Source organism: Chitinophaga sp. YR627 (assembly GCF_900114995.1).
Taxonomy (GTDB): Bacteria; Bacteroidota; Bacteroidia; order Chitinophagales; family Chitinophagaceae; genus Chitinophaga.
This window is the reverse complement of sequence record NZ_FOUX01000001.1, coordinates 894,399-915,201: the sequence shown is the minus strand read 5'-3', so window position 1 is coordinate 915,201 and position 20,803 is coordinate 894,399. Positions and strand designations below refer to the sequence as shown.

Annotated in this window: 22 protein-coding genes and 1 pseudogene; all 23 read right to left on the bottom strand. The window is 41.9% G+C overall.

All coding sequences use genetic code 11. The annotated features are described in order from the left end of the window. Nucleotide 1 precedes the first annotated feature (1 nt). Nucleotides 2-574, bottom strand: coding sequence for an acyltransferase (locus BMZ72_RS03255; protein ID WP_089805200.1), 573 nt, complete (start codon nt 572-574; stop codon nt 2-4). Nucleotides 575-582: 8 nt separating this feature from the next. Continuing rightward, nucleotides 583-1,734 (bottom strand): DegT/DnrJ/EryC1/StrS family aminotransferase, encoded by a 1,152-nt coding sequence (locus BMZ72_RS03250; RefSeq protein WP_089805198.1) that lies wholly within the window; start codon nt 1,732-1,734, stop codon nt 583-585. A gap of 37 nt (nt 1,735-1,771) precedes the next feature. Next, a complete protein-coding gene (locus BMZ72_RS03245) occupies nt 1,772-3,100 on the bottom strand; it encodes a nucleotide sugar dehydrogenase (protein WP_089805196.1) in 1,329 nt (442 codons plus the stop codon). Nucleotides 3,101-3,146: 46 nt separating this feature from the next. Then, nucleotides 3,147-5,543 (bottom strand): GumC family protein, encoded by a 2,397-nt coding sequence (locus BMZ72_RS03240; RefSeq protein WP_089805194.1) that lies wholly within the window; start codon nt 5,541-5,543, stop codon nt 3,147-3,149. A gap of 19 nt (nt 5,544-5,562) precedes the next feature. Next, nucleotides 5,563-6,408, bottom strand: a complete 846-nt coding sequence (locus tag BMZ72_RS03235; RefSeq protein WP_089805193.1) for a polysaccharide biosynthesis/export family protein — start codon at nt 6,406-6,408, stop codon at nt 5,563-5,565. An 80-nt stretch (nt 6,409-6,488) separates the two neighbouring features. Next, nucleotides 6,489-8,348 carry a polysaccharide biosynthesis protein gene (locus BMZ72_RS03230; RefSeq protein ID WP_255373088.1) on the bottom strand — a complete coding sequence of 620 codons (1,860 nt, stop codon included), beginning with the start codon at nt 8,346-8,348 and terminating at the stop codon, nt 6,489-6,491. Nucleotides 8,349-9,232: 884 nt separating this feature from the next. After that, nucleotides 9,233-9,508 carry a hypothetical protein gene (locus BMZ72_RS03225; protein ID WP_089805189.1) on the bottom strand — a complete coding sequence of 92 codons (276 nt, stop codon included), beginning with the start codon at nt 9,506-9,508 and terminating at the stop codon, nt 9,233-9,235. A gap of 213 nt (nt 9,509-9,721) precedes the next feature. Next, nucleotides 9,722-10,285 carry a hypothetical protein gene (locus BMZ72_RS03220; protein WP_089805187.1) on the bottom strand — a complete coding sequence of 188 codons (564 nt, stop codon included), beginning with the start codon at nt 10,283-10,285 and terminating at the stop codon, nt 9,722-9,724. 61 nt (nt 10,286-10,346) lie between these two features. Beyond that, on the bottom strand, nt 10,347-10,913 hold the full coding sequence (locus BMZ72_RS03215) for a hypothetical protein (RefSeq protein ID WP_089805185.1): 567 nt from the start codon (nt 10,911-10,913) through the stop codon (nt 10,347-10,349). Between the two features lie 211 nt (nt 10,914-11,124). Further along, entirely contained in the window at nt 11,125-11,487 is a 363-nt protein-coding gene (locus BMZ72_RS03210) for a LytR/AlgR family response regulator transcription factor (RefSeq protein ID WP_089805184.1), read from the bottom strand. Between the two features lie 501 nt (nt 11,488-11,988). Further along, nucleotides 11,989-12,276 carry a hypothetical protein gene (locus BMZ72_RS03205; protein WP_089805182.1) on the bottom strand — a complete coding sequence of 96 codons (288 nt, stop codon included), beginning with the start codon at nt 12,274-12,276 and terminating at the stop codon, nt 11,989-11,991. A gap of 59 nt (nt 12,277-12,335) precedes the next feature. After that, the gene (locus BMZ72_RS03200) at nt 12,336-12,653 is read right to left on the bottom strand and encodes a hypothetical protein (RefSeq protein ID WP_089805180.1); all 318 of its coding nucleotides are present in this window, start codon (nt 12,651-12,653) and stop codon (nt 12,336-12,338) included. A 768-nt stretch (nt 12,654-13,421) separates the two neighbouring features. Beyond that, nucleotides 13,422-14,231 carry an alpha/beta fold hydrolase gene (locus BMZ72_RS03190; protein ID WP_255373087.1) on the bottom strand — a complete coding sequence of 270 codons (810 nt, stop codon included), beginning with the start codon at nt 14,229-14,231 and terminating at the stop codon, nt 13,422-13,424. Between the two features lie 101 nt (nt 14,232-14,332). Continuing rightward, the gene (locus BMZ72_RS03185) at nt 14,333-15,493 is read right to left on the bottom strand and encodes an iron-containing alcohol dehydrogenase (RefSeq protein ID WP_089805176.1); all 1,161 of its coding nucleotides are present in this window, start codon (nt 15,491-15,493) and stop codon (nt 14,333-14,335) included. A 151-nt stretch (nt 15,494-15,644) separates the two neighbouring features. After that, on the bottom strand, nt 15,645-16,100 hold the full coding sequence (locus BMZ72_RS03180; RefSeq protein WP_143087583.1) for a hypothetical protein: 456 nt from the start codon (nt 16,098-16,100) through the stop codon (nt 15,645-15,647). Nucleotides 16,101-16,117: 17 nt separating this feature from the next. Further along, complete coding sequence (locus tag BMZ72_RS03175; RefSeq protein WP_089805172.1) at nt 16,118-16,693, bottom strand: hypothetical protein; 576 nt, start codon at nt 16,691-16,693, stop codon at nt 16,118-16,120. A gap of 173 nt (nt 16,694-16,866) precedes the next feature. Further along, entirely contained in the window at nt 16,867-17,277 is a 411-nt protein-coding gene (locus BMZ72_RS03170) for a hypothetical protein (RefSeq protein ID WP_089805170.1), read from the bottom strand. Between the two features lie 246 nt (nt 17,278-17,523). Beyond that, the gene (locus BMZ72_RS03165; protein WP_089805168.1) at nt 17,524-17,982 is read right to left on the bottom strand and encodes a hypothetical protein; all 459 of its coding nucleotides are present in this window, start codon (nt 17,980-17,982) and stop codon (nt 17,524-17,526) included. An 80-nt stretch (nt 17,983-18,062) separates the two neighbouring features. Beyond that, on the bottom strand, nt 18,063-18,530 hold the full coding sequence (locus BMZ72_RS03160) for a hypothetical protein (protein ID WP_143087582.1): 468 nt from the start codon (nt 18,528-18,530) through the stop codon (nt 18,063-18,065). Beyond that, a pseudogene (locus BMZ72_RS37125) lies at nt 18,527-18,637 on the bottom strand (hypothetical protein); the annotation flags it as partial. The gene BMZ72_RS03160 and the pseudogene BMZ72_RS37125, both read right to left, overlap by 4 nt. An 86-nt stretch (nt 18,638-18,723) precedes the next feature. Then, entirely contained in the window at nt 18,724-19,116 is a 393-nt protein-coding gene (locus BMZ72_RS03155; RefSeq protein WP_089805164.1) for an immunity protein Imm33 domain-containing protein, read from the bottom strand. A gap of 556 nt (nt 19,117-19,672) precedes the next feature. Next, nucleotides 19,673-19,999, bottom strand: a complete 327-nt coding sequence (locus tag BMZ72_RS03150; protein WP_089805162.1) for a hypothetical protein — start codon at nt 19,997-19,999, stop codon at nt 19,673-19,675. Between the two features lie 376 nt (nt 20,000-20,375). Further along, nucleotides 20,376-20,759, bottom strand: coding sequence for a hypothetical protein (locus tag BMZ72_RS03145; RefSeq protein WP_143087581.1), 384 nt, complete (start codon nt 20,757-20,759; stop codon nt 20,376-20,378). Between the last annotated feature and the right edge of the window lie 44 nt (nt 20,760-20,803).

The following is a 20,803-nucleotide window of genomic DNA, read 5'->3' as shown; positions in this document are numbered from 1 at the left end:
TTTATTTTATCCTTTTTATGGCATTGTTGACTAGCTCATATTGTTGTCCGCTTTCCGGGCAGACCGCAATACTTTGCTCATTAAAAGCGAGCCGGTGACCGTATTCGCTGATCCAGCCGACCTGTCTCGCCGGATTACCTACTACCAGTGCATAGGGTAATACTGTCTTTGTAACCACTGCACCAGCTCCAATGAAGGCATATTCACCGATATCATGTCCGCATACGATCGTGGCATTGGCTCCTATTGAAGCACCTTTACCGACGTGTGTTTTACGAAACTCTGATTTGCGAACAATAGCACTCCGGGGGTTGATCACGTTGGTGAAAACCATGGAAGGCCCCAGAAAAACATCATCTTCACAGATGACTCCTTCGTAGATCGATACATTGTTCTGCACTTTTACATTCCTGCCCAGTACGACATGCGGAGAAACCACTACATTCTGTCCGATGTTACAGTTCTCCCCTATCTTACAGTTTGGCATCACATGCGAGAAATGCCAGATCTTTGTACCGTCTCCGATCTCACAGCCTTCGTCGATAACGGCTGTTTCGTGTGAAAAAAATCCCATCTTATAATTTATCGTTTGAAAAAATCCTTTATCGTATTCGTAATGGTCAGCTGTACTTCTTGCGTCAGTTCCGTGTGCATGGGTAAAGACAGGATATCGCTGCACAACTGTTCTGTCAGTTCCAGTGTACCGATCCTTCTTCCTACGCCTTTAAAGGCCTCCTGCTGATGTAAAGGCACCGGGTAATAGATCATGGCCGGAATACCGTTGCTTTTCAGATAAGCCTGCAGTTCATCTCTCCTGCCATCTTTCACACGCATGGTATACTGATGGAACACGTGGGTGGAAGAGGGGTTCCGGTAAGGCAGTATCAGTCCTTCCACATCTGCCAGTAATGCATCGTAGAAGTTAGCGGCTTTGTTCCTGGCGTCGTTGTACTCATCCAGGTAGTCCAGTTTCACACCCAGTACTGCTGCCTGGATTGTATCCAGCCGGGAGTTACAGCCGATATAAGTATGATAGTATCTTTTCTTTTGTCCATGGTTGGCGATCATATGCGCTTTTTCTGCCAGTGCAGGATCATTCGTGAACATCGCACCGCCATCTCCGTAACATCCCAGGTTTTTTGAAGGGAAGAAGGAGGTACAGCCGAAAGTACCGATGGTACCCGCTTTACTACGGCTGCCATCTGCATGGATATATTCCGCACCGATTGCCTGGGCAGTATCTTCCACTACATGCAGACCATGTTTTTCCGCGATGGCCATGATGGTGTCCATGTCAGCACATTGTCCGTAAATGTGTACCGGTACGATCGCTTTTGTTTTTGGAGTAATTGCTTTTTCTATTTCAGCCGGATCAACGGTGAAGGTCTGCGGATTGACCTCTACCATTACAGGTGTCAGTCGCAGGAGACCGATCACTTCTGCGGTGGCGACATAGGTGAATGCAGGTACGATCACTTCATCACCTGGTTCAAGACCGAGGGTCATCAGGGCGATCTGTAATGCATCTGTACCGTTACCGCAGGTCACCACTTTTTCAACGTCCAGGTACTGTTGCAGTTTGGTGGCGAAGGCACTCACCTGCGGACCGTTAATAAAGGCAGTGGTATCTATGCACTCCTGGATGGCTTTATCTACATCTGACTTGATCTTCAGATATTGTCCTTTCAGATCTACCATCTGAATGGGTTCCTGTATGATATCAGCTTTTAACATATTCTGCAGTTTATTTTATTTGTTGAATGCTTACCGGTTATAGCCTGGCATCTACCAGATTCCTGTCCAGACAGGAGCGTGTATCGAAAATGACGGCGTTATCGCTTTTGATCTTCCCGTAGTCCAGCGTCAGAAACTCATCATGTGCAACCGCTACGATGATGGCGTCATAGCTCACCGTCTGATCCAGTTCGTTCTGCACATCCACTTCATAGACGTTTCTGACCTCTTCCACATCTGCCCAGGGATCGTAGATATCTACTTCGAGCCCGAACTGTATCAATTCTCCGTAGATATCGACCACGCGGGTATTGCGTACATCCGGACAATTCTCCTTAAAGGTGATGCCCATGATCAGGGCCCGGGAGCCTTTGATCTTATGGTCTTTCTCTATCATCAGTTTCACCACCTTATTGGCCACAAAATTCCCTACGGTGTCGTTCACCCTGCGGCCTGAGAGGATCACCTGCGGATTATAACCAAGTGCCTGTGCTTTATGCGCCAGGTAGTAAGGATCAACGCCGATGCAGTGACCACCTACCAGTCCGGGTTTATACCTGAGGAAGTTCCACTTGGTACCTGCCGCTTCGATGACATCGCTGGTGTCGATTCCTATGCGGTCGAAGATGAGTGCCAGTTCGTTGACAAAAGAGATGTTAACGTCGCGCTGGGCATTTTCGATGGCTTTGGAAGCCTCTGCCACTTTGATAGAGGATGCCTTGTGCGTGCCGGCTTCAATGATGGAGCGATACAATGCATCTACTTTATCTGCGATTTCCGGCGTAGACCCGCTGGTCACTTTTTTGATGCGGGTCAGGGTATTCACCTTATCGCCCGGATTGATCCTTTCCGGCGAATAACCGGCGAAGAAGTCCTTATTGAATGTCAATCCGGAGGTTTTCTCCAGTACCGGCACACAATCTTCTTCTGTGCAACCAGGGTATACAGTGGACTCATAGATCACGATATCGCCCGGTTTCAGCACGTTACCCAGCATTTCAGACGCTTTTAACAGCGGACCCAGGTCGGGCGCTTTAAACGCATCTATCGGTGTCGGGACGGTGACGATGAAAATGTTGCAGGCATGCAGGTCATTCTTTACAGCAGACAGTGTCAGTCCTGTTCCTGATGATCCGGCAGCAGCAGCGGTTACCCGCTTCAGTTCCTCTATATTGGCTTCTCTCGTCCTGTCTTTACCCACTGTCAGTTCCCGTACTCTCACTTCGTTGATATCAAAACCGAGTGTGCGGTACTTTTTTGCAAATTCGATCGCCAGGGGCAAACCGACATACCCCAGGCCTATGACGGCTATACTGGCGCTGGCTACCGTATCTGATTTTTCGTTTTGACTTATCCCTGATGACATTTTCTACATTCCGTTATTAGTGTAAGCAGTGCAGCTGCAGCTCCGATTATTTTGTAACCGGCTTTCTGACTCTCCTGAAAATCCCTTTGCCCGGCTGATCGTTACCATATCCATAACCGTATCCATAGCCATATCCGTAACCATAACCGTATCCGGCGCCGGTTTTCACGTCATTCACGATCAGATTGATCTTTGGCATTTTCCTATGCTGATACAGGTCTTTGGTAATAGTAAGCTGTTGTTTGTAGGTGAAACCCTGTCTTACGAGATAGAGGGTAGCATCTGCAAAACGTCCGAGCAGCTGTGCGTCTGTTACGAGACCGATCGGCGCGGTATCCACGATGATATAATCAAAGAGGGTACGCAGGTGACTGAACAGCTTCTGTGTTTTATCCATGAGCAGCAGTTCTGCCGGGTTGGGTGGTATGGGACCGGAAGGGATCAGCCAGAGTTTATCACTGACGCCTGAAGGCTTGATGATCTCTTCGAGGGTACTTTTACCGATCACGTAGGTGCTGAAACCAATAGAATTATTATTATTCAGCATCTGCGAGATCTTGGGTTTGCGGAGGTCCATTTCCATGAGCAGTACTTTTTTGCCTGATAAGGACAGTACGGCTGCCAGGTTGGTCGCTACGAATGATTTACCTTCACCGCTCATGCTGGAGGTCAGCATGACCACTTTATCCCCTTCATTGGAAAGAATAAACTGGAGGTTGGTTCGGATAGCCCTGAACTGCTCTGCGATCGGCGTTCTGGATTCGCGGCCCACCACGATGATGTCTTTGTCCCTGTTATGCCCGATTTCCGCCAGAATAGGCACCGGCGTATTGTTGAGGATATCCTGTTTATTGCTGATACGGCGTCCCAGCAGGCCCTGGAGGTAGATCCACAGTGTTGGCGCCACCAGACCGGCAATAAAGCCAATGATGTAAATAACAGAGCCTTTCGGTTTAAAGGGCACAGGATCGCTTTTACCGGCATCTATTACTCTCGCGACTGCTATATTGGAAGACTTAGAGATCGCCGATTCTTCGCGCTTTTTAAGCAGAAACAGATAGAGCTCCTGTTTTACTGCCTGCTGACGGGAATAATCGAGGAAGATGCGTTCTTTACCAGGTACCTCCCGGATTTTCTGGCTGATTTGGCCATTATTGCGTTCCAGTTGGTCGATACTGACCTGTATCCCCTGTTTAAGGGAAGCAAGGTTGTTCCGCAGGTCTGCCCGCAGACCGCTCAGCTGCAGGTCCATATTCTTCACAACGGGGTTGGACTCTGTATTGGACATCAGCATTCTTTCCCTTTCGAGAAGCAGTGCGTTATATTTTTCTACGATACCCAGGAAGGTAGGATCCTGTACGATGAGAGAGGACGGTACGACCCTTCTGGCATTCTGTTCGTCCCGCATGTATTGTTCCAGCGACTCAACCACATTCATTCTTACCTGCTGTTCGGTGAGCTGTTTCATGTAGTCGCCTGTATTGGAAACAAGCAGTTTGGATTGTTCATCCAGGTTGGCCAACTGATTGGATTGTTTAAACTGTTCAATATCCTTTTCAACGCTGGACAGTTCACGGGTGACGATCCCAAGTCTGTTATCGATGAAAGAGATGGTACTGTCCACGATCCTGTTCTTGTCTTCAACGCTGGCGCTGAGGTAAGTCTGGAGCAGTTTATTGAGTATCAGTTCACCTTTTTCCGGGATGGCATTCGTCAGTACCAGGTTGATGGTGCTGGCCTGTTTATTTGGGATGCTGATGTCCAGCAATTTCTGGTAAAGGCCGACAGCATAATCGAAGGAAGTGACTCTGATCTGATATTCCTTATTCTGGATGGGATAGAATTCATTGCGTTCCAGTTTCACGATGCCTTCCGGTAGGTGGAAGGTATCATTCCAGGCAGCTTCCCTGTGAATTCCTTTGGTGGTGAGGCTGAGTTTATTATTGTCAAGTATTTTGACTACATAACTCGACTGTTCCAGGGTATCTTTGAGGTATAGCCATTTAAACTTGAATGGCAGGCGGAGGAACTGTTCTGTTTTCTTGACGCGGCCTTCTACGAAGTAGCTAACGTTCAGGTCGAGGTCGCGGACTACTTTTTCCATAAGCGAGCGGGACTTGAGGATTTCGACTTCATTGTCCACGTTACTTTTACTGGAAAACATTTCCAGCTGTTCCAGAATTTCGGCGCCGGGCACATTACCGTTCTTTTTATCATCCTGTACAAGTACTTTGGCGCTGATCTTATAGCTTGGTGTAGCGTAGCGCATATAGAGGACAGCGCATGCGATACCGGCTATGATACAGATCACGAAGAGGTACCAGTATCTGATCATCTTATCGACTACCTTTCTGAGGTCGAGACCTTCTTCTTCGTTCTCGAACTCAGCTGATGATGCTTGATTATTTCTGAAGGCTCCGTTTTTATGAATATCGTTCATCATATGAAACAGTGATAAAAATTTAGAAATTGATCCTTGAAATCACAACTACCAGCAGCGTCAGTACTGACGTGATAACGGCGATCCGTTTCACCGAATTCGTATCTGTCCCTGACACCTTGTTCTTATCTGGCTCAACGTATACAACATCTCCCTGCCGCAGATAGAAATAGGGGGAAGTAAATATTCTGCTGTCGTTCAGGTTGAAGCGAACGAACTCCTTTTTGGCGCCCGCATCTCTGATGAGCATCACATTTTCTCTTTTACCGTAAATGGTGAGGTCGCCTGCCATACCGATCGCATCGAGCAGGGTGACTTTCTCATTAGGCACGATGTACGTGGAGGGGCGTGTTACCTCTCCCAGTACGGTGATCTTAAAGTTTGCAAACCGAACATTCACAACAGGATCTTTATAGTATTCCGAGGCTTTTGCGCGGATATCATCTCTTACTTTATCAGTGGTTTTTCCTTTCACGAGAACCTTTCCGATGAGGGGCAGTACGACGTACCCATCTTTATCTACCAGGAAACCGCTTACATTGGAAGCCGCTGTATTACTAGCTGGTTGCGTTCCGCTGGTTCCGGTAACAGGCCAGGAGGCGGTATTTGTCTGATTCAGCATGGCAGTTGACGCCGGATCGAGGGTCTGGATAGTTACCTGCAGGATATCATCTACCTGTATTTCGGGCGTATAATAAGGCGCCTGGTCAATGGATCTTCTCAGCACCGTATCAGGAATGTCTCTGAAGTAGGTCACATTCTTTGGTGTTGAGCACGACATAAACGTAAACAGGGAGATAGCTGATACAAACAAGCGTAACAGAAAAAAGGGATTACTGAAATTGATTTCGCAATTACTGAGTCTCATTAGAAAAATATCTGTTTAAATAACGTACCTCCACGCTCATAGTATAATCTATGTCGCAGGCGCTTTTGTTTATAGATGGATTACAACTTGATTATATCCTTGTCCAACTGTTCGTATGCAGAATTTTTACTAATGAATTCCGGCACCAATTGTTTCATCAACACAACGGTTGGGGTGATGTAGTGCTTCTGGGCAGAAGCGATCAGTTTTTCAATATGGTCGTTTACCTCAACAAAATCATATTCACGTACCCTTGCAATCAGTATCTTTTCATGGTAGGTACTCAGCGTATTTTCTGCTGTATTGAGCAGTTCTTCATACAGTTTCTCACCTGGCCGCAGACCTGTATATACGATCTGTATGTCTATGCCAGGTTCTCTGCCGCTCATGCGGATCATCTTACACGCCAGTTCGGCGATCTTCACCGGTTGTCCCATATCGAAGACAAAGATCTCCCCTCCCTGTCCCATGGCGCCGGCTTCCAGTACCAGCTGACAAGCTTCGGGGATTGTCATGAAGTAACGGGTGATATCCGGATGGGTAACGGTAAGCGGACCACCTTTCTCCAACTGATGTTTGAAGCGGGGGATCACGGAGCCGTTTGAACCCAGCACGTTTCCAAACCTGGTGGTGATGAACCGGGTGGGTGCGGGATTATATCCGGAGTTAGATTTTTTATACTGACGATTGACGTGTGTATTATAAGATTGTGTGAAGATCTCAGCGATTCGTTTAGAGGCGCCCATCACGTTGGTGGGGTTGACCGCTTTATCGGTGGAGATCATTACAAATTTTTCGACGCCAAACTCCACAGACAACTCAGCGAGCAGCTTGGTGCCCAGTACATTGTTCAACACGGCTACGGAAGGATTTTTCTCCATCATTGGCACATGTTTATAGGCAGCGGCGTGATAGACAACAGAGGGTTCGTATACTTCAAACAGTTGCTGCATACGGATTCTGTCGCATATATTGGCGATGTAGGGTACGATGGTTGTTGCAGGACACAGCTCAGCCATTTCCAGTTCAAGTTCATGGAGTGGCGATTCTGCCTTATCACAGAGCAGGATAACGGAAGGTTCGAGTTTAGCGAGTTGTCTTACGAGTTCGCTACCGATGGAACCAGCGGCGCCGGTGACGAGTATAGACTTCCCTTTATTCTCCCGTGATACCTGTTCATTGTTAATACTGATCACTGATCTGTCGAGGAGGTCTTCGATCCTGATGTCCTGTAGTTTTGCGGGGCTCCAGCCTGCATTGATCCATTTATCGACCGGCAGCACCTTTTGTACTTTTATATTTAAGGCAAAGCAATTGTCAACGAGCTCGTTCAGGATCTGCGTATCGGGTGTTTCATCAGCCACGATGAGCAGCTTGATTTTCTCCTGTTTGACAAGTCTTTCGAGTGATCTTCTGGAAGTGGCGAAGATGGGTAATCCATCCAGGCGTTTGCCCGCGCGGGTTAATTTATCATCCATGAATCCGGCGATGCGTATACTACCTGTCTGATCTTCGTTAATGGCTTTACGAACGACGAGTCCGGAATGACCTGCATTATATATAACAGCCTTTGTTTTATTAATGACACCATATCTGCTATAGTAGCGGAAGGCCCATTTGACAAAGAGTCTGTAGGAAAGGAGGAAACAGGTATTGATAAAGAAGTTGATAGCAATGACAGAGAGCGGGAACATGTTTTCTGTCGTATAAGCGACGGCAGCGACGTTGATATAATAGTATATCACAGCGCTGATAAGGCTCACACAAGAGATGCGGCCTATATCAGCCATACTTGTATAACGTACGATACCGGTGTATGTACGAAACAGTAGTGACAGTAATAAGTTCACACTCACAACAACAATAACAATATCCTGCATGGGGTATCGACCAAAGTCTTCGAGGTTGAAGTTAAGCCTTAGTAAAAAAGATAAGCTCATTGCAACAATCGAACACCCGAGGTCTAATAACAAAATCAGCCAGGACGGGGTAATCCATGATCTCTTAGTCATCAGTTTAATTAGATAAGGTTAAAACTTGTATCAATGTTTTTCAACAACTTTCGGAATCTCTAAACAATATGTTTTTCAGTGGATTATGTCTTAACCTGCGTGCAAAATAAATACATAAGTTTAAATTTTATCCAATTTACAGATGAGTTTAACCAATGTTTTTATCTCTAATATCAATATTCCATCATATTAGAACTGCCTTGTTTTTCATAATTCTTCTATACTGTGTATCTCCAAGCTTTTGGTGGTATAACTATTTTTCAAATTTCGTGGAAGCAACAAATAAGCATAATCTAACATTGCGTATAAGTACGCAGCATTACATTATCATATCACAAAACACATATATCCAAACACATCGTTATGGTGGAATGATGACAGCCTTTAACGTGGGCTCTTCTTAGAAACATAAAAGTATTAACATGATGCAAAGCGTCTTTCATGGCATGTCAGTTGACCTGTTTGGTATTACTCTAAAGATGTTTTTAAAAGACTTTAAAGTTATGCTTGCGATCCTGATGTTCAGTGAAGACAGTTGAAACAAACACTATACCAAAGTCGGGCGACACCATTTTTCCTATTCCACTGCATTTGATAACAAATAGGAAGATACGTTTGTTTTAAAATTCTGAAATGGGGAAGCTCAGCCATTATATTTAAAGGAAAAGGAGTAACAAATATGAAATTATACAAATTCGATTTTCTGTAATTATGAATCGTACAGATAATCTGAAAAAAAAATACCCGATGCCGTTAATCGCATCGGGTAATCTTTACTACAAAAAAATATATGTTTTTACGTTATTCCACAGTTAGTGTGCCGGTATGGCCACAGGTTTGGGTCTTACGATTGGTCTAGGTGTTTCAACACGTACCTGTTGTTTCTTAGGACTGTGTAATACATAGGTTGTCTTCAGACAAGAGTAACACATGTACTTACGCAGCGGTAAAAATCCCAGGACATATTTAGCGAAGAAACCACGAGGCAATCTATCTTCCAGTGACCCGTGTTTACATTTAGGGCAGTCATGCAACTCTATTTTTTCAATCTTGGAGTTGGAAGTACCCTGCATCAGGATATAACTCATAGGTAAAATCAATTAGTTTTTAGGGATGTTAAGTCCGACCTACAGACTCAGCTATAAAGGTACGAATATTCTTTTTATTGTATGAGTAATTTTTCGTGTTTGTTTAATCTGTAATGTGCAGATGATTTGGAATCAGGCTCCTGGTGGGAAAAGCAAAATGCCCGGGACAAAAAATCCGGACATTTTCACTAACGATTCAGTGGAGAAATTTACTTATATAAGTAAGAAATCGCGGGTAATCTGATTGCCTGGAATATCGTTGGCGGCGATCACGATACGGGTACCTGGCAGACTGCTGTTAGCGGCTTTGCAGGTGTATGCCCATTCGGTGCTTTGAGCGATCGCCCTTCCTGTTTCCAGCACGGTATTATCTGTTGCGATGATCACTACTTCCACTGAATCGAGTTGCACAACATCTCTTGCCTGTATGTAGATAACATTTCCCACTTCTCCTTTATAATGGTTAGTAAAAATGTCCCGGATCTCGGGGATTGAATGTGCGTCTTTACACAACAGGGCATAGGCGTTCTTTTTACGTTTCTTTGCGATCTCCTGGTAGATGCCTTTCTTCTCCGGATTTTTCCATGTAGCTGTCGCCAGTTTTGTTGCAATTCTGAAGCGTTCCAATACGGCTGTTTGTTTTCGGGTAGGCGGTGTCGTACTCTTCCCTCTTTTCCTTCCTACAATTGTCTTACCGTTTACCTGGCGGATGGTCAGCTGATCACCGATAGAGCCGCTTAAGCCCATCAGGAGTATGTTGTTGTTATTAATTGCCATGATAATTGTTTTTAGGTTTTTAAGAGCATCCCGGCTCATTACCGGGATGCTGTTTACTGATTTAAGAAATAGTGATCTCGCGGGAGCCTTTGTTGCCCGGAACATCAGTTGCTTCTACACGAATGACGGTACCTGTCAATGCAGCATTGGCTGCTGTTACGGTATACTTCCAGTAACGTTTATGGTCATCCGGTAATGCGTCACCGTTTTCCAATTCGACGCCGGCCTGTGATAAAACCGTCACCTTCACTCCCACCGGTGGTAACACATCGTGTGCGTTGATGGTGATGATATCGCCTGTCTGTCCCTTATATGCGCTGGTGTCGATCAGCTTTATTACCGGTGGTAAAGCAGCATCTCTCAACGCAGCATTATAGGCAGACTGTCCCCCTTTCGCGGCTTTTTGATAAGCCGCTTTCAACACGGGATCCTGTATGGCGTTCTTTGCGAACGTTGCTGCGTCTGTAAATTTGTTCTGTACTGCCAGTTGTTCTTCTGTAGGCGGCAGACTGTTTGGTCCGCGTTTGACACCTACAATCGTTTTTCCTCTACGTATACGCAGTGTCATTTTCTTTCCGATGGTACCGGATACACCGCTGGTGAAAATGTTATCCTTTACGATTGCCATTGTTTTACATTTTTAGATAAAAAATAGATTGTCCTTTGCAACCCCGATCATTGGTCGCAACCGGAGGCGCCCCTCTCCTGTTGCAGGCGCAGTACCGTTGATTGCGATTGCTGAGACAATATTAGCAAGGATTCCGGCTCACTTTCGGGCAATGTATACGGACGCAGGGAAAGTTTTCACGAGCGTCTGCATTCCTGTTATGAGCGTATGGTCATAATTGCTTAAAACAGGCGAAAACGTCTTTTTTACGGCGTTCGCTTAAAGGCACGACATCACCATTCTTCATAGTAATCTCCCCTTCTTTCGTTTTCACGCCATCTATTTCAACAGAAATATCCCTTCCAACACTGTCAATGTGCTGGATAGAGACGATGTAATTCCTGTGTGTACGGATGAAATCTTGAGAAGGAAGGTGTTCTTTGAATTCGGTAAGACTGTATCGGGCAGGTATAGTGCGGTTGTTAACAAGCTTCAGTTTTATATAATTAGCGTCGACCGTGACATAAACGATCTCCCTGGGGGAAACCACCTTCCGGCTGCCGTCCTTTGTGATAATTAAAAAAGGTTGTTCCATGGGATATAGCAAATCGGTTAACTAAAATGAATGAATGAATGGAATAATGCAGTGTGAGTGGTAGTAAGCCACTAAGTCGGGCTGGTAGGACCTGGAGTAGGGAGAGAAGGGATAGGAGAAATTGGGTAGTAACGGGACTAATAACAATGGTCTTGGTAGGGAAGTTTTTCATATAATTTTTGATTTAAAAATGAATGTGTACCATATGTGGTAACTGTAGATTAACAGTATACAAGTTAATGAAAAATAGGCGTTTAGCCAAGAGGTTTCCGTATGAAAAGAGTCCGGATATACTTAGTCTGCGTTAGTGTTACGATGGCAAGGCAGCACTAAGGTATAGTAAGTATTACCTGACTATCAAGTGGATAACATAAGGGGAAATGTACTGTACTGCGTAGGGTCTTCAGTGGGATATTGACTATAATAGCCGGGGAAATTTCAGGAAAGAGTGGTTGGGGTGGGATATCATGAGCAGGGGGCGCACCTGCTACATGAAATGGATTATTGCTGCATATAATCCTTAATAGCGCTGTGGTAAACGGAGGAACCCGGATGTGCTTTATAAGCGGCTTTACGTACGGGGTCCTTTACAATTTCCTGCGCATACTTCACGGCCTGAGCAAAGCGAGATTTTCCCTGCATTTGCAGCGGCGATGGTTTGACATTGCTCATGTCGGGGTACTTGCTTAAGAAGTATTTACCCTTTCTTCTTCTGATGACAAATTTCTTGTCAGATAATTGTTTGCTCACCTTTATCCCGGTGAATAAGGGATTGTTTGTTTCTGCCATAGTGTTTTTTTGGCAAAATTAGGAGATTTGGGGTTGCGGGTTTTACGTGAATTTTATTACTAAGCTTTCCTTTTCGACTTACTTTTCTGTGCCTTGCGGAAGAACGCGATCATTACATCAAAATCAACTTTAAAAAGAGATGCTAAAAAATCTATTTCTTCAAGGGTGAACGTTCCGGGGCTTGCGACTTTTTTGGGGAATGCATAAAATGATGTACCTAGAAGTATTTGAATTGTACTTTTGGGAATAATGGCAAACAGCTGGTCAAAATTATCTAAAGTACCGCCTAAAAGCGCATTGTGTATTACGGTGAGTTTATGCTTACCTTCTTCTGTTTTAGTTAATTCGCTATATAGCTGTTCGTAAGTCTTTGCCATCGGATCTATTTAATCTTCGAAAAGATAGAAGAAACATCATAGATGTCAATGAAATACTAATTATTCAAATATTTATACTTAGATTTCAAATACGAAAACTTTGTTTTCAAATATTTTGATTATATTTGAGTATGATTCGGTCATTCACACCGATTATCTACATCTCTTTCCCCGCACAGTTTTTTTACTCCCTAAATAATATGCTTATGGCGCTTCAGGCGTCGCAAAAGCCAGTGACTATTGGAATTAAACATTCATTCGTAAAAAATAGATTTAGGGTATGGGTAAGCACACTGTAATGCAAAATTTTAACTATCTGGAAGTAAGTAGCGACAACAGCAACTTATTGAAAACGGTTCACCCGTTAATGACGCATTTACCTATCATCATACGTGATCGTATCTGCCAGGAATGCAACTGGAGTACGCCTACGTTTTATAGAAAGATCAGGTATGATAAGGTAGGTTCTAGTTCTATCAGTAATGCTGAAAAGGAGAAAATTATGGAAATTGTTTATCAGGAGTTAACTGCGCAGGCGGAGCGGTTTAAGCCAGGGAGGTGAGTGTGATGCTCGTTATTGGTAAGAGGTCGTAACGATGGTTATACGGCCTCTTATTTTTTTATAAAGGCTACTTTGGAAATTACCGCAAACGGCTGTATCTATTATGATACAGCCGTCTATTATTCGTAAAATCTCTATTGTCCATCTTAAATAAATACTCTTTTGATTCATTTAACTATAGCATTTAGATAATATATAAAGCCCATTTATTTCGCAGCGGCAACTATCACCTCCGTTACCTTTTTAGGTTGAGAAAGCATAATGGCATGGCTACCTGCGATATGATATGTTTTAGCATTTATTCTCTTCGCCATATAAGCTTCAATCTGCGGAGGTATTATCTGATCCGCATCTGCAACAATATAATAACAAGGCTTATTTTTCCAGGCAAGGTTTGATACAGTTGCAGTGATGGTACTTACATGGAACCTACCTTGCGTAGCCGCAATCAACTTAGCCTCTGAAGCCGGCAGGTCCTGTGCAAAATATTTCAAAACTGTAGCCTCTTTCAACCGGATAAAACCATCACTGACAATCCGGTCATTATCCTTCACAGGTGATTGTGGGTACTTTTTAAGCTCATAGCCGTCTTTGCTGATACTGGCGATACTTTCCCCCAGATCCGGCGCGAATGCGGCCACATAGACCAGCGCTTTTACTTTAGGGTCATTTCCCATTTCAGTGATCACGGTACCAGCCCAGGAATGTCCTACAAGTATCACATCTCCGGACACTTCTGCCAAAACACGTTTTACGGCTGCGACATCATCTGCCAGAGAGGTTAGCGGATTCTGGACGGCGATAGTTTCATAACCTTGTTTTTGCAGGATTGGTATAACCTTATTCCATGATGAACCATCAGCCCAGGCACCATGCACCAATACAATCGTTGGTTTGGGATGAGTTGGTTGCAATGAAGCATTCTGGCCGCGACTGGTAAAAGCGGTAAGTATAAGTACGAGAAGCATCGTTACGCTAACCGCAACATTCTTGAAAGAAGCATTATTTGTTTTCATTTGTTTGGATTATAGAGTTGAATTTTTTTTATTGGATAATGTTTGTGAGTTTAAAAGACATTCAGTATACCAGGGTAAAATGCATTTATAGTAAGGTATATTTAGTATGACTGCTTAACTATCTCCAGCACATCCGCCGGAGTTATATTATTTCTTTCACCAAGAGCGGTCCATCCTCTCTGCTCAAAGGTTTCTGCAATAGTTGCTGCCGTAGCCTGATAGTCTGATGTGTACATTGATAATTGTGTCTGGATATCAAGGGAATGAAAAAAGGCCACTGTATGTTCTATTGCCTCTGAAGCCATTTCCTCTATCGTTCCCTGTCTGACATGCCATACACTTGCTGCATATTGGGCAAGCTTTTCTTTCTTCGCTTCAAAAGTGTAGCGATAATAGCTACCAGCTAAAATAGCCAGTGTCCGTGCATGATCGATATGATGGATCGCAGTCAATTCGTGACCGATCTTATGGATGGTCCAGTCGGAAGGCACTCCCTGTGCAATCAGATCATTTAATGCCAGGGTACTGCTCCAGATAAAATCGCACGCAGCCTCATAATTGGATGCATCTGACATGATCTGCGGAGCAACATTTATTATTGTCTGGAGAATACTTTCAGCAAACCGGTCCTGCAGTAAGGCCCCGACGGGATAAGTTAAATACTGCTCAAGTACATGCATAAATGAATCCGCCAGACCATTGGCCAGCTGATTTCTGGGCACAGAGCGAATGACGGAAGGATCGAGTATGGAAAAAACAGGAAAGAGATGATCGTCCTTTATGGAAAGCTTTTCATGGGTTTCGGATCGGGTGATGACTGCTCTTGGATTCATTTCTGAGCCTGTACCTGGCAGGGTCAGGACAGTTCCAAAAGGTATGTTACGTTCCGGTACTAGTTTTTTAGATAAAATATCCCATGGGTTTGTTCCCTCATAGCAGCTGGCTATTGACAGGAACTTGGTCCCATCTATTACTGATCCGCCGCCTACACCAAGTAGATAGGTGATCTTTTCGGACTTAATAATATCAACTGCCTTTAGTAATACTTCATATTCGGGATTGGCAGTAATACCTCCGAACTCAATTACAGTATGACCGGATAATGCATTTTTAACCGAATCGTATATTCCATTTCTGAAGATACTCCCTCCACCGTAAATCATCAGGACCTTCGCGGCAGCAGGTATCAGCTGTGCAAGATTTGACAACTGCCCTTTGCCAAACAATATTTTGGTAGGATTCTTAAACTGAAAGTTTAGCATAGCATGCACATTTATGTTTGCTCATTGATTTTCTTATGCAAACATAAATGACCCTTTAGCGAGAAAAATTGATCTATGGTAAGAAGTGAAAGCTCGCTGTGCCTACTGAAAACTGATGAATGTCTGACTAGTGTCCAGATAGTAAGCACCACTAATTTGTAATGACAAGTACAGCATCTAAAAGATATGTTTCAAGGTCCTGAGCAAGATACTCCTCACCTTCCCTGCATTTATGAAAGCGAATCGTACAGGTTTCTTCGTCGTATGAGAGAATCACGTTAAATTCCCCTTCATTTAGTTGCGCTAGCTTTTTTGATAGATGTTTAGCATATGAGATCCCATAATCTAGCAGCTTGTCAGAATCACGTTCATCCAAATAGTCCTCTATGTGTATTTTATTAAAAAAACATTCATTCCCTGTGGCATCTATGAAATAGTCAGAATATGCAATATCGTTTACTAACGACTCATAAAAGTAACAATTGTCAAAGAGAACGATCGACTGACCTAAGAGAGAAATTGGCAGTTTACATTCTTCCTCTCTTTCCAGCTGATAATCGCCACCAAACTCGACAAACTTTTTATTGAACCTATATTCCATTTTCATTTTTCTGGGGATCATCCCTACTTCACTTCCAGCCAATAATGATAAAACTCCATAGCAGTCCGAATTCCGGATGCATTTGACGAATTATTTATGATACTAAGCAAAATCGAAAAATACTCATCTAAAGCTATTCCAGCCGATGATTTCCATACATCCTTATTAATTATTATCTCTTCAAAAAAGCGTTCACCTCTTCGTCTTGAATTAAATGTATCACTTCGTTTATAACTAATCGAAAAATCCTCTCTACTCAAATTTTTGAGGTGTAGCACATTTCCTCCAGTGGTTTTAACTATTACATCATCAGGGTGATTTTCGTCAATAGGAAATATTCCGGATGCATCCTTCCCATGGACCAAGAAGAGGCTGTGAAGCAAAAAGTTAATGCATTTAAATAAATAGTGAAAGTCCACTGAATCAAAAATAACACAATAACCGTCAAGCACTATTCGTATCCCACCTGATGAACCCCAAAATCTATCTATTTCATAGTCTTCAATATCCATCATATTTCTATCCTCGATCAAATCAATGAGAGGGACTACGGCACCACCCATCTTTTCATATAAAACGAAAATCTCCAACTCTTTCATATATTATTTCATCTTTTTAAATGTTGTGTCATAAGATGTCTTAGTGGTTTCTTTTCATTAGCGCTGCGTTTCGACGCTTTCATATCCTTTGGACAAACCAGCAATCTTTGAAGTTACTTTAAACATTCTCATCGATGACTTTCTACAGATACAAATACAAGGACTGAATGCAGCTATTCCTTCGTAGGCGCTTCTGAAAAACTCCTCTGCCATTTAAGCCAATATTCCCATTGCTCATCAATAGTTGCTATCATGTTCAGATCATCGGTTGGATCAAAAATCAAACATAAATCTTCTCTGGCACCTGGTTTTCCCATCACTAGTTTATATGCTTTAAAACTGTACGCCATGAAACTTGAAGGATAAACATCTAACCTGGAGCCCTTACACAAAATCTTAATCCCTTGTGGCTCAAGTATGCGCCTTAAGGCTGTCAGTGCAAAAAACGGGTAGTCTTCTTCAAGCTCAATATGAATTTCCTGTGTATCGAATTTCAATTGAATTTTTCCATGCCCTGTAACGATCGAGATAATAGCATCTAAATAAACCCAACCGTTATGACACTTAAGCGGATAATGCTTCATTTTCTTTTGTTTTTAATATGTCTCTGCCTTTCCAATCTACCCTCATCGCTTAAAGCCGGCTTTTTTAGAAAAGAAGACAGGGTTACAGCTTCACTTCTATTCGATATTATCATTTCAGGTGTTTCTGGTTAATTTTTTGTCAACTCAACAGCATTATAAGGGTGTGCGATCGCGGAACATTTGGGCATTCAGTACAGAAATTGATTAACCAGGAGTCTCCATAGCGTATAAATTTTCTGATTTAGACTAATAGCATTGAATAACTTCTCCCCTGATATTTACCATCTCATCAACATCTTCCGGCAATTTAAAACCCGTTGCCAATCTAATGTATAACAACTTAGTCAGCAAATATTGCGTATACTTCCTTTCTATCAGGCTTAAGCCCAAAGGCTTATCTTTATTCAACTTTACATGTTGTATAAATTCATCCGGGATAGTTAACCGGGGGTATTTCTTTAAATAAACGCTATAGTAGGAAGGCCATATCCAAAGACCATCTGAATAGATAATATTAGGTCCAATTCTTTCGCCTTCCTCATACAAATCAGATATAAGACTAATGACAGGCACACCTTTCTCCAAATAACTTACGATCATAGACAACTCAACTTCGTTTATTGCTTCATTGGAGAAAAAATCGTTAATATCCTTGGAACATTTAACATCAGGATGATGTGTTTTAAAAAACCCGACAGCATTCATCTATTATTTACTTTAATATTAAGACAACAGTTTACCAATTGCTTTAGAACAGGTATATATATTCGTCGTTAACAACTATATTATACATGATTTTGACGGATTTCTCCCTCGAGAAGCGCGATCCTCATGATACGTCCCGTTTCAAGGTCAAATAAAACATCACTCCCCTCTTCCACACCAATCGAAACATAGTCAAGATGATTATCCCGGTATTTTGAAGACCAACGCAGACCAGCATAATTTAAGATATGTATAAACTGATTCATCTTCATCTCTCTATCAACATGTTTAAGATCCTCCAGTCCTTCTATCTCAATTTTAAAATGGGGATCTTTGTCAAATGTTATAGCGACTTCATCGATGTAGTCACCAAAGTATCCTATTCTTATATCGCTATACCTTAAATATCCTGCATTCGAATCTCCAATTACTTCATCCGCAAACCCGTATATGTTCTGTAATTCCTTAAGTAACATTCCAATTGAAATATCTAAACAGGCTAATCCATGTTTGAAAACATGTAAAATTTCATTTATTTTAAATTTCACAGTTGGTTTATTGATGCTTTCGCTACGTGTAATGCTGAGTATCCATATTTATCTTTCTCATTAATATTATGTCCGTCACCTATTAGATCTTTAACCAGACTAAGGTTATTTGCCTCTACAACACTACTTAATAACTCATCTTATTTCATGTTATTATTATTGCTTATCAAGGTGAAGTATCAACAGAATATCGTTAAGGAATAAGCGACGAAAACAATAAGCCCTCATCATACCAAACGTCCTCATATTGCTTGTCATCAAACAAAAACCGCCATCCAGGCGGCAAGCCTAAATAGCGCAGTGCCTGAGGGCATAGCTCCAATAAATGGCTGGTATGCACTGGCTTAAAAAAATCATTTACTTCTGAGTATTCGCCGCCCCATATGTACCAATTGGTTGATTGAACAGACTCAATAGGATGTCTTAATCCATTTATAGGCATTTTCGCTCTATTACCTAAAGTTTCTATTGCCACACCGATTATTTTATCAAAGGATGACGGCACATATAAAGCTCCATATTGTTCACAAATAATCTTCTGTTTTATTATTATCTCATTTTCAATCTCCTGCAGTTGATTTTCCATCTAATACAGTGTTTATCGGTTAAGTACTCTCTATTCTCAATTTTTGTTTTTAGTATTTAGTATATCTTATCTTCTTCAACGCCTTATCTAATAATTTATAGTTATCAGTTGACACTTTCCCTTCCACAACTTTGTCCATCCATTTATCATAGACTGTTTTTATAGGTAAATATCCTTCTTGTGTTAAATCTGACACCATTATCTAGTATCCGATGTAATCTCTGTACTTCCACCATTTAATGGTTTAGTCGCCAGCCCATTCATTTTTAAATATTTAATTATGCATTAAAAAAACCTGTAGAAAAAACTGGCATCGAACTCGTAATCTCCAGGCATTCAAGTATGCTTTATGTTTATACATGCCCATGACGACCGATAGCCTGGACATGGGTTCGATTCCCTCCGACTCCATAAGCAGATCCCCATGAGCTAAATACGTTATTTAAGGCTGTAGGTAAGTAACTACCAAAAGTATTTCTCAATAGATAAAAATCCAGCCTTAGTAACTAGAGATTTATTGCATTAAAAACTTTGCACCTAAAATAAAATTAAAACCTTATGCGTCATCTCTTCCATATGTCAATAACACATTAGCTATTTGGATATCAGTCAACGTTTTATTCTCACTATTTTTTGACTCTTCAATCGTATCTAAAAAATAATAAAAATCAAACAGATTAAAATATTTCATCTCTTTAAAATGGTATTCAACCTTGCCTTCTGTTTTCTCAATTTCAAAAAAAGCAATCTCCTTATTTAAATCAAATGGCTTTTCCATATACACTTCTATAACTTCTGATTCTAATTCCAGTGATTGAGAACGACAAAACTCCTCATAAGAACCATCATTTTTAAAATAATGAACCAAATCCACAAGTTTCATAATTTATAATTTATTTACCGCATATTGAATACCTTACCGACTGAAGTCTAACCGCTACATATATTTTAGGCTCTTTTACCTTCTAGATAATCTTGCTGACTCGCCCCTCCCTTCACCTCATTATCATTCTCCTTACCATTGAACCCATAACGATAATCCCAACCTTTGCCTCTGCATCAAGGACATCTCTTCCGATCTACAATACCTCAAATAAGCTATTATATACTAATCTTTATCTATCAATACTAGCGACAACGAGTAAATCATCTCTCTATAGCTTAAAAAAACAAGAAGCCGCCTCAAAAAATTGGGGACGGCTTCGTTTTATGTAAAATTTGAGACAGATTATTAGAAAACTAGATAATCATATTTTCAATCAAAAGTGCTTGGGCAAAATCCGATTACTATATGTAAATTTTGACTTAAGTACCGTACGCTTAACTCTGTCATAATTTATTTCAATTGTTAATATACCATACCCATATACTAGTGGAACTGCTATCTTTTCTCCGTTGAAAATAATTTTATATTGCCTATTTTTTCTTCTCCCAATAACCAATCTAAAATCTTTACATTTTGCGAAAGGCTCATTTATAAACTCATCACTAAAAGTAGTCGCAATACACGAAGAAATCTTAACACTTCCTCTATACAACTCAACTTTATCATTATTATAGAAACCAACCATATATATGTTAACTCTATAATCATCATCCCCTACTTCTTGAAAAGAAGTAGTATCTACCACCAAATTTACCATGCTTGAATCAACCAATTTACGGGGCACTTGACAATACGAGAATT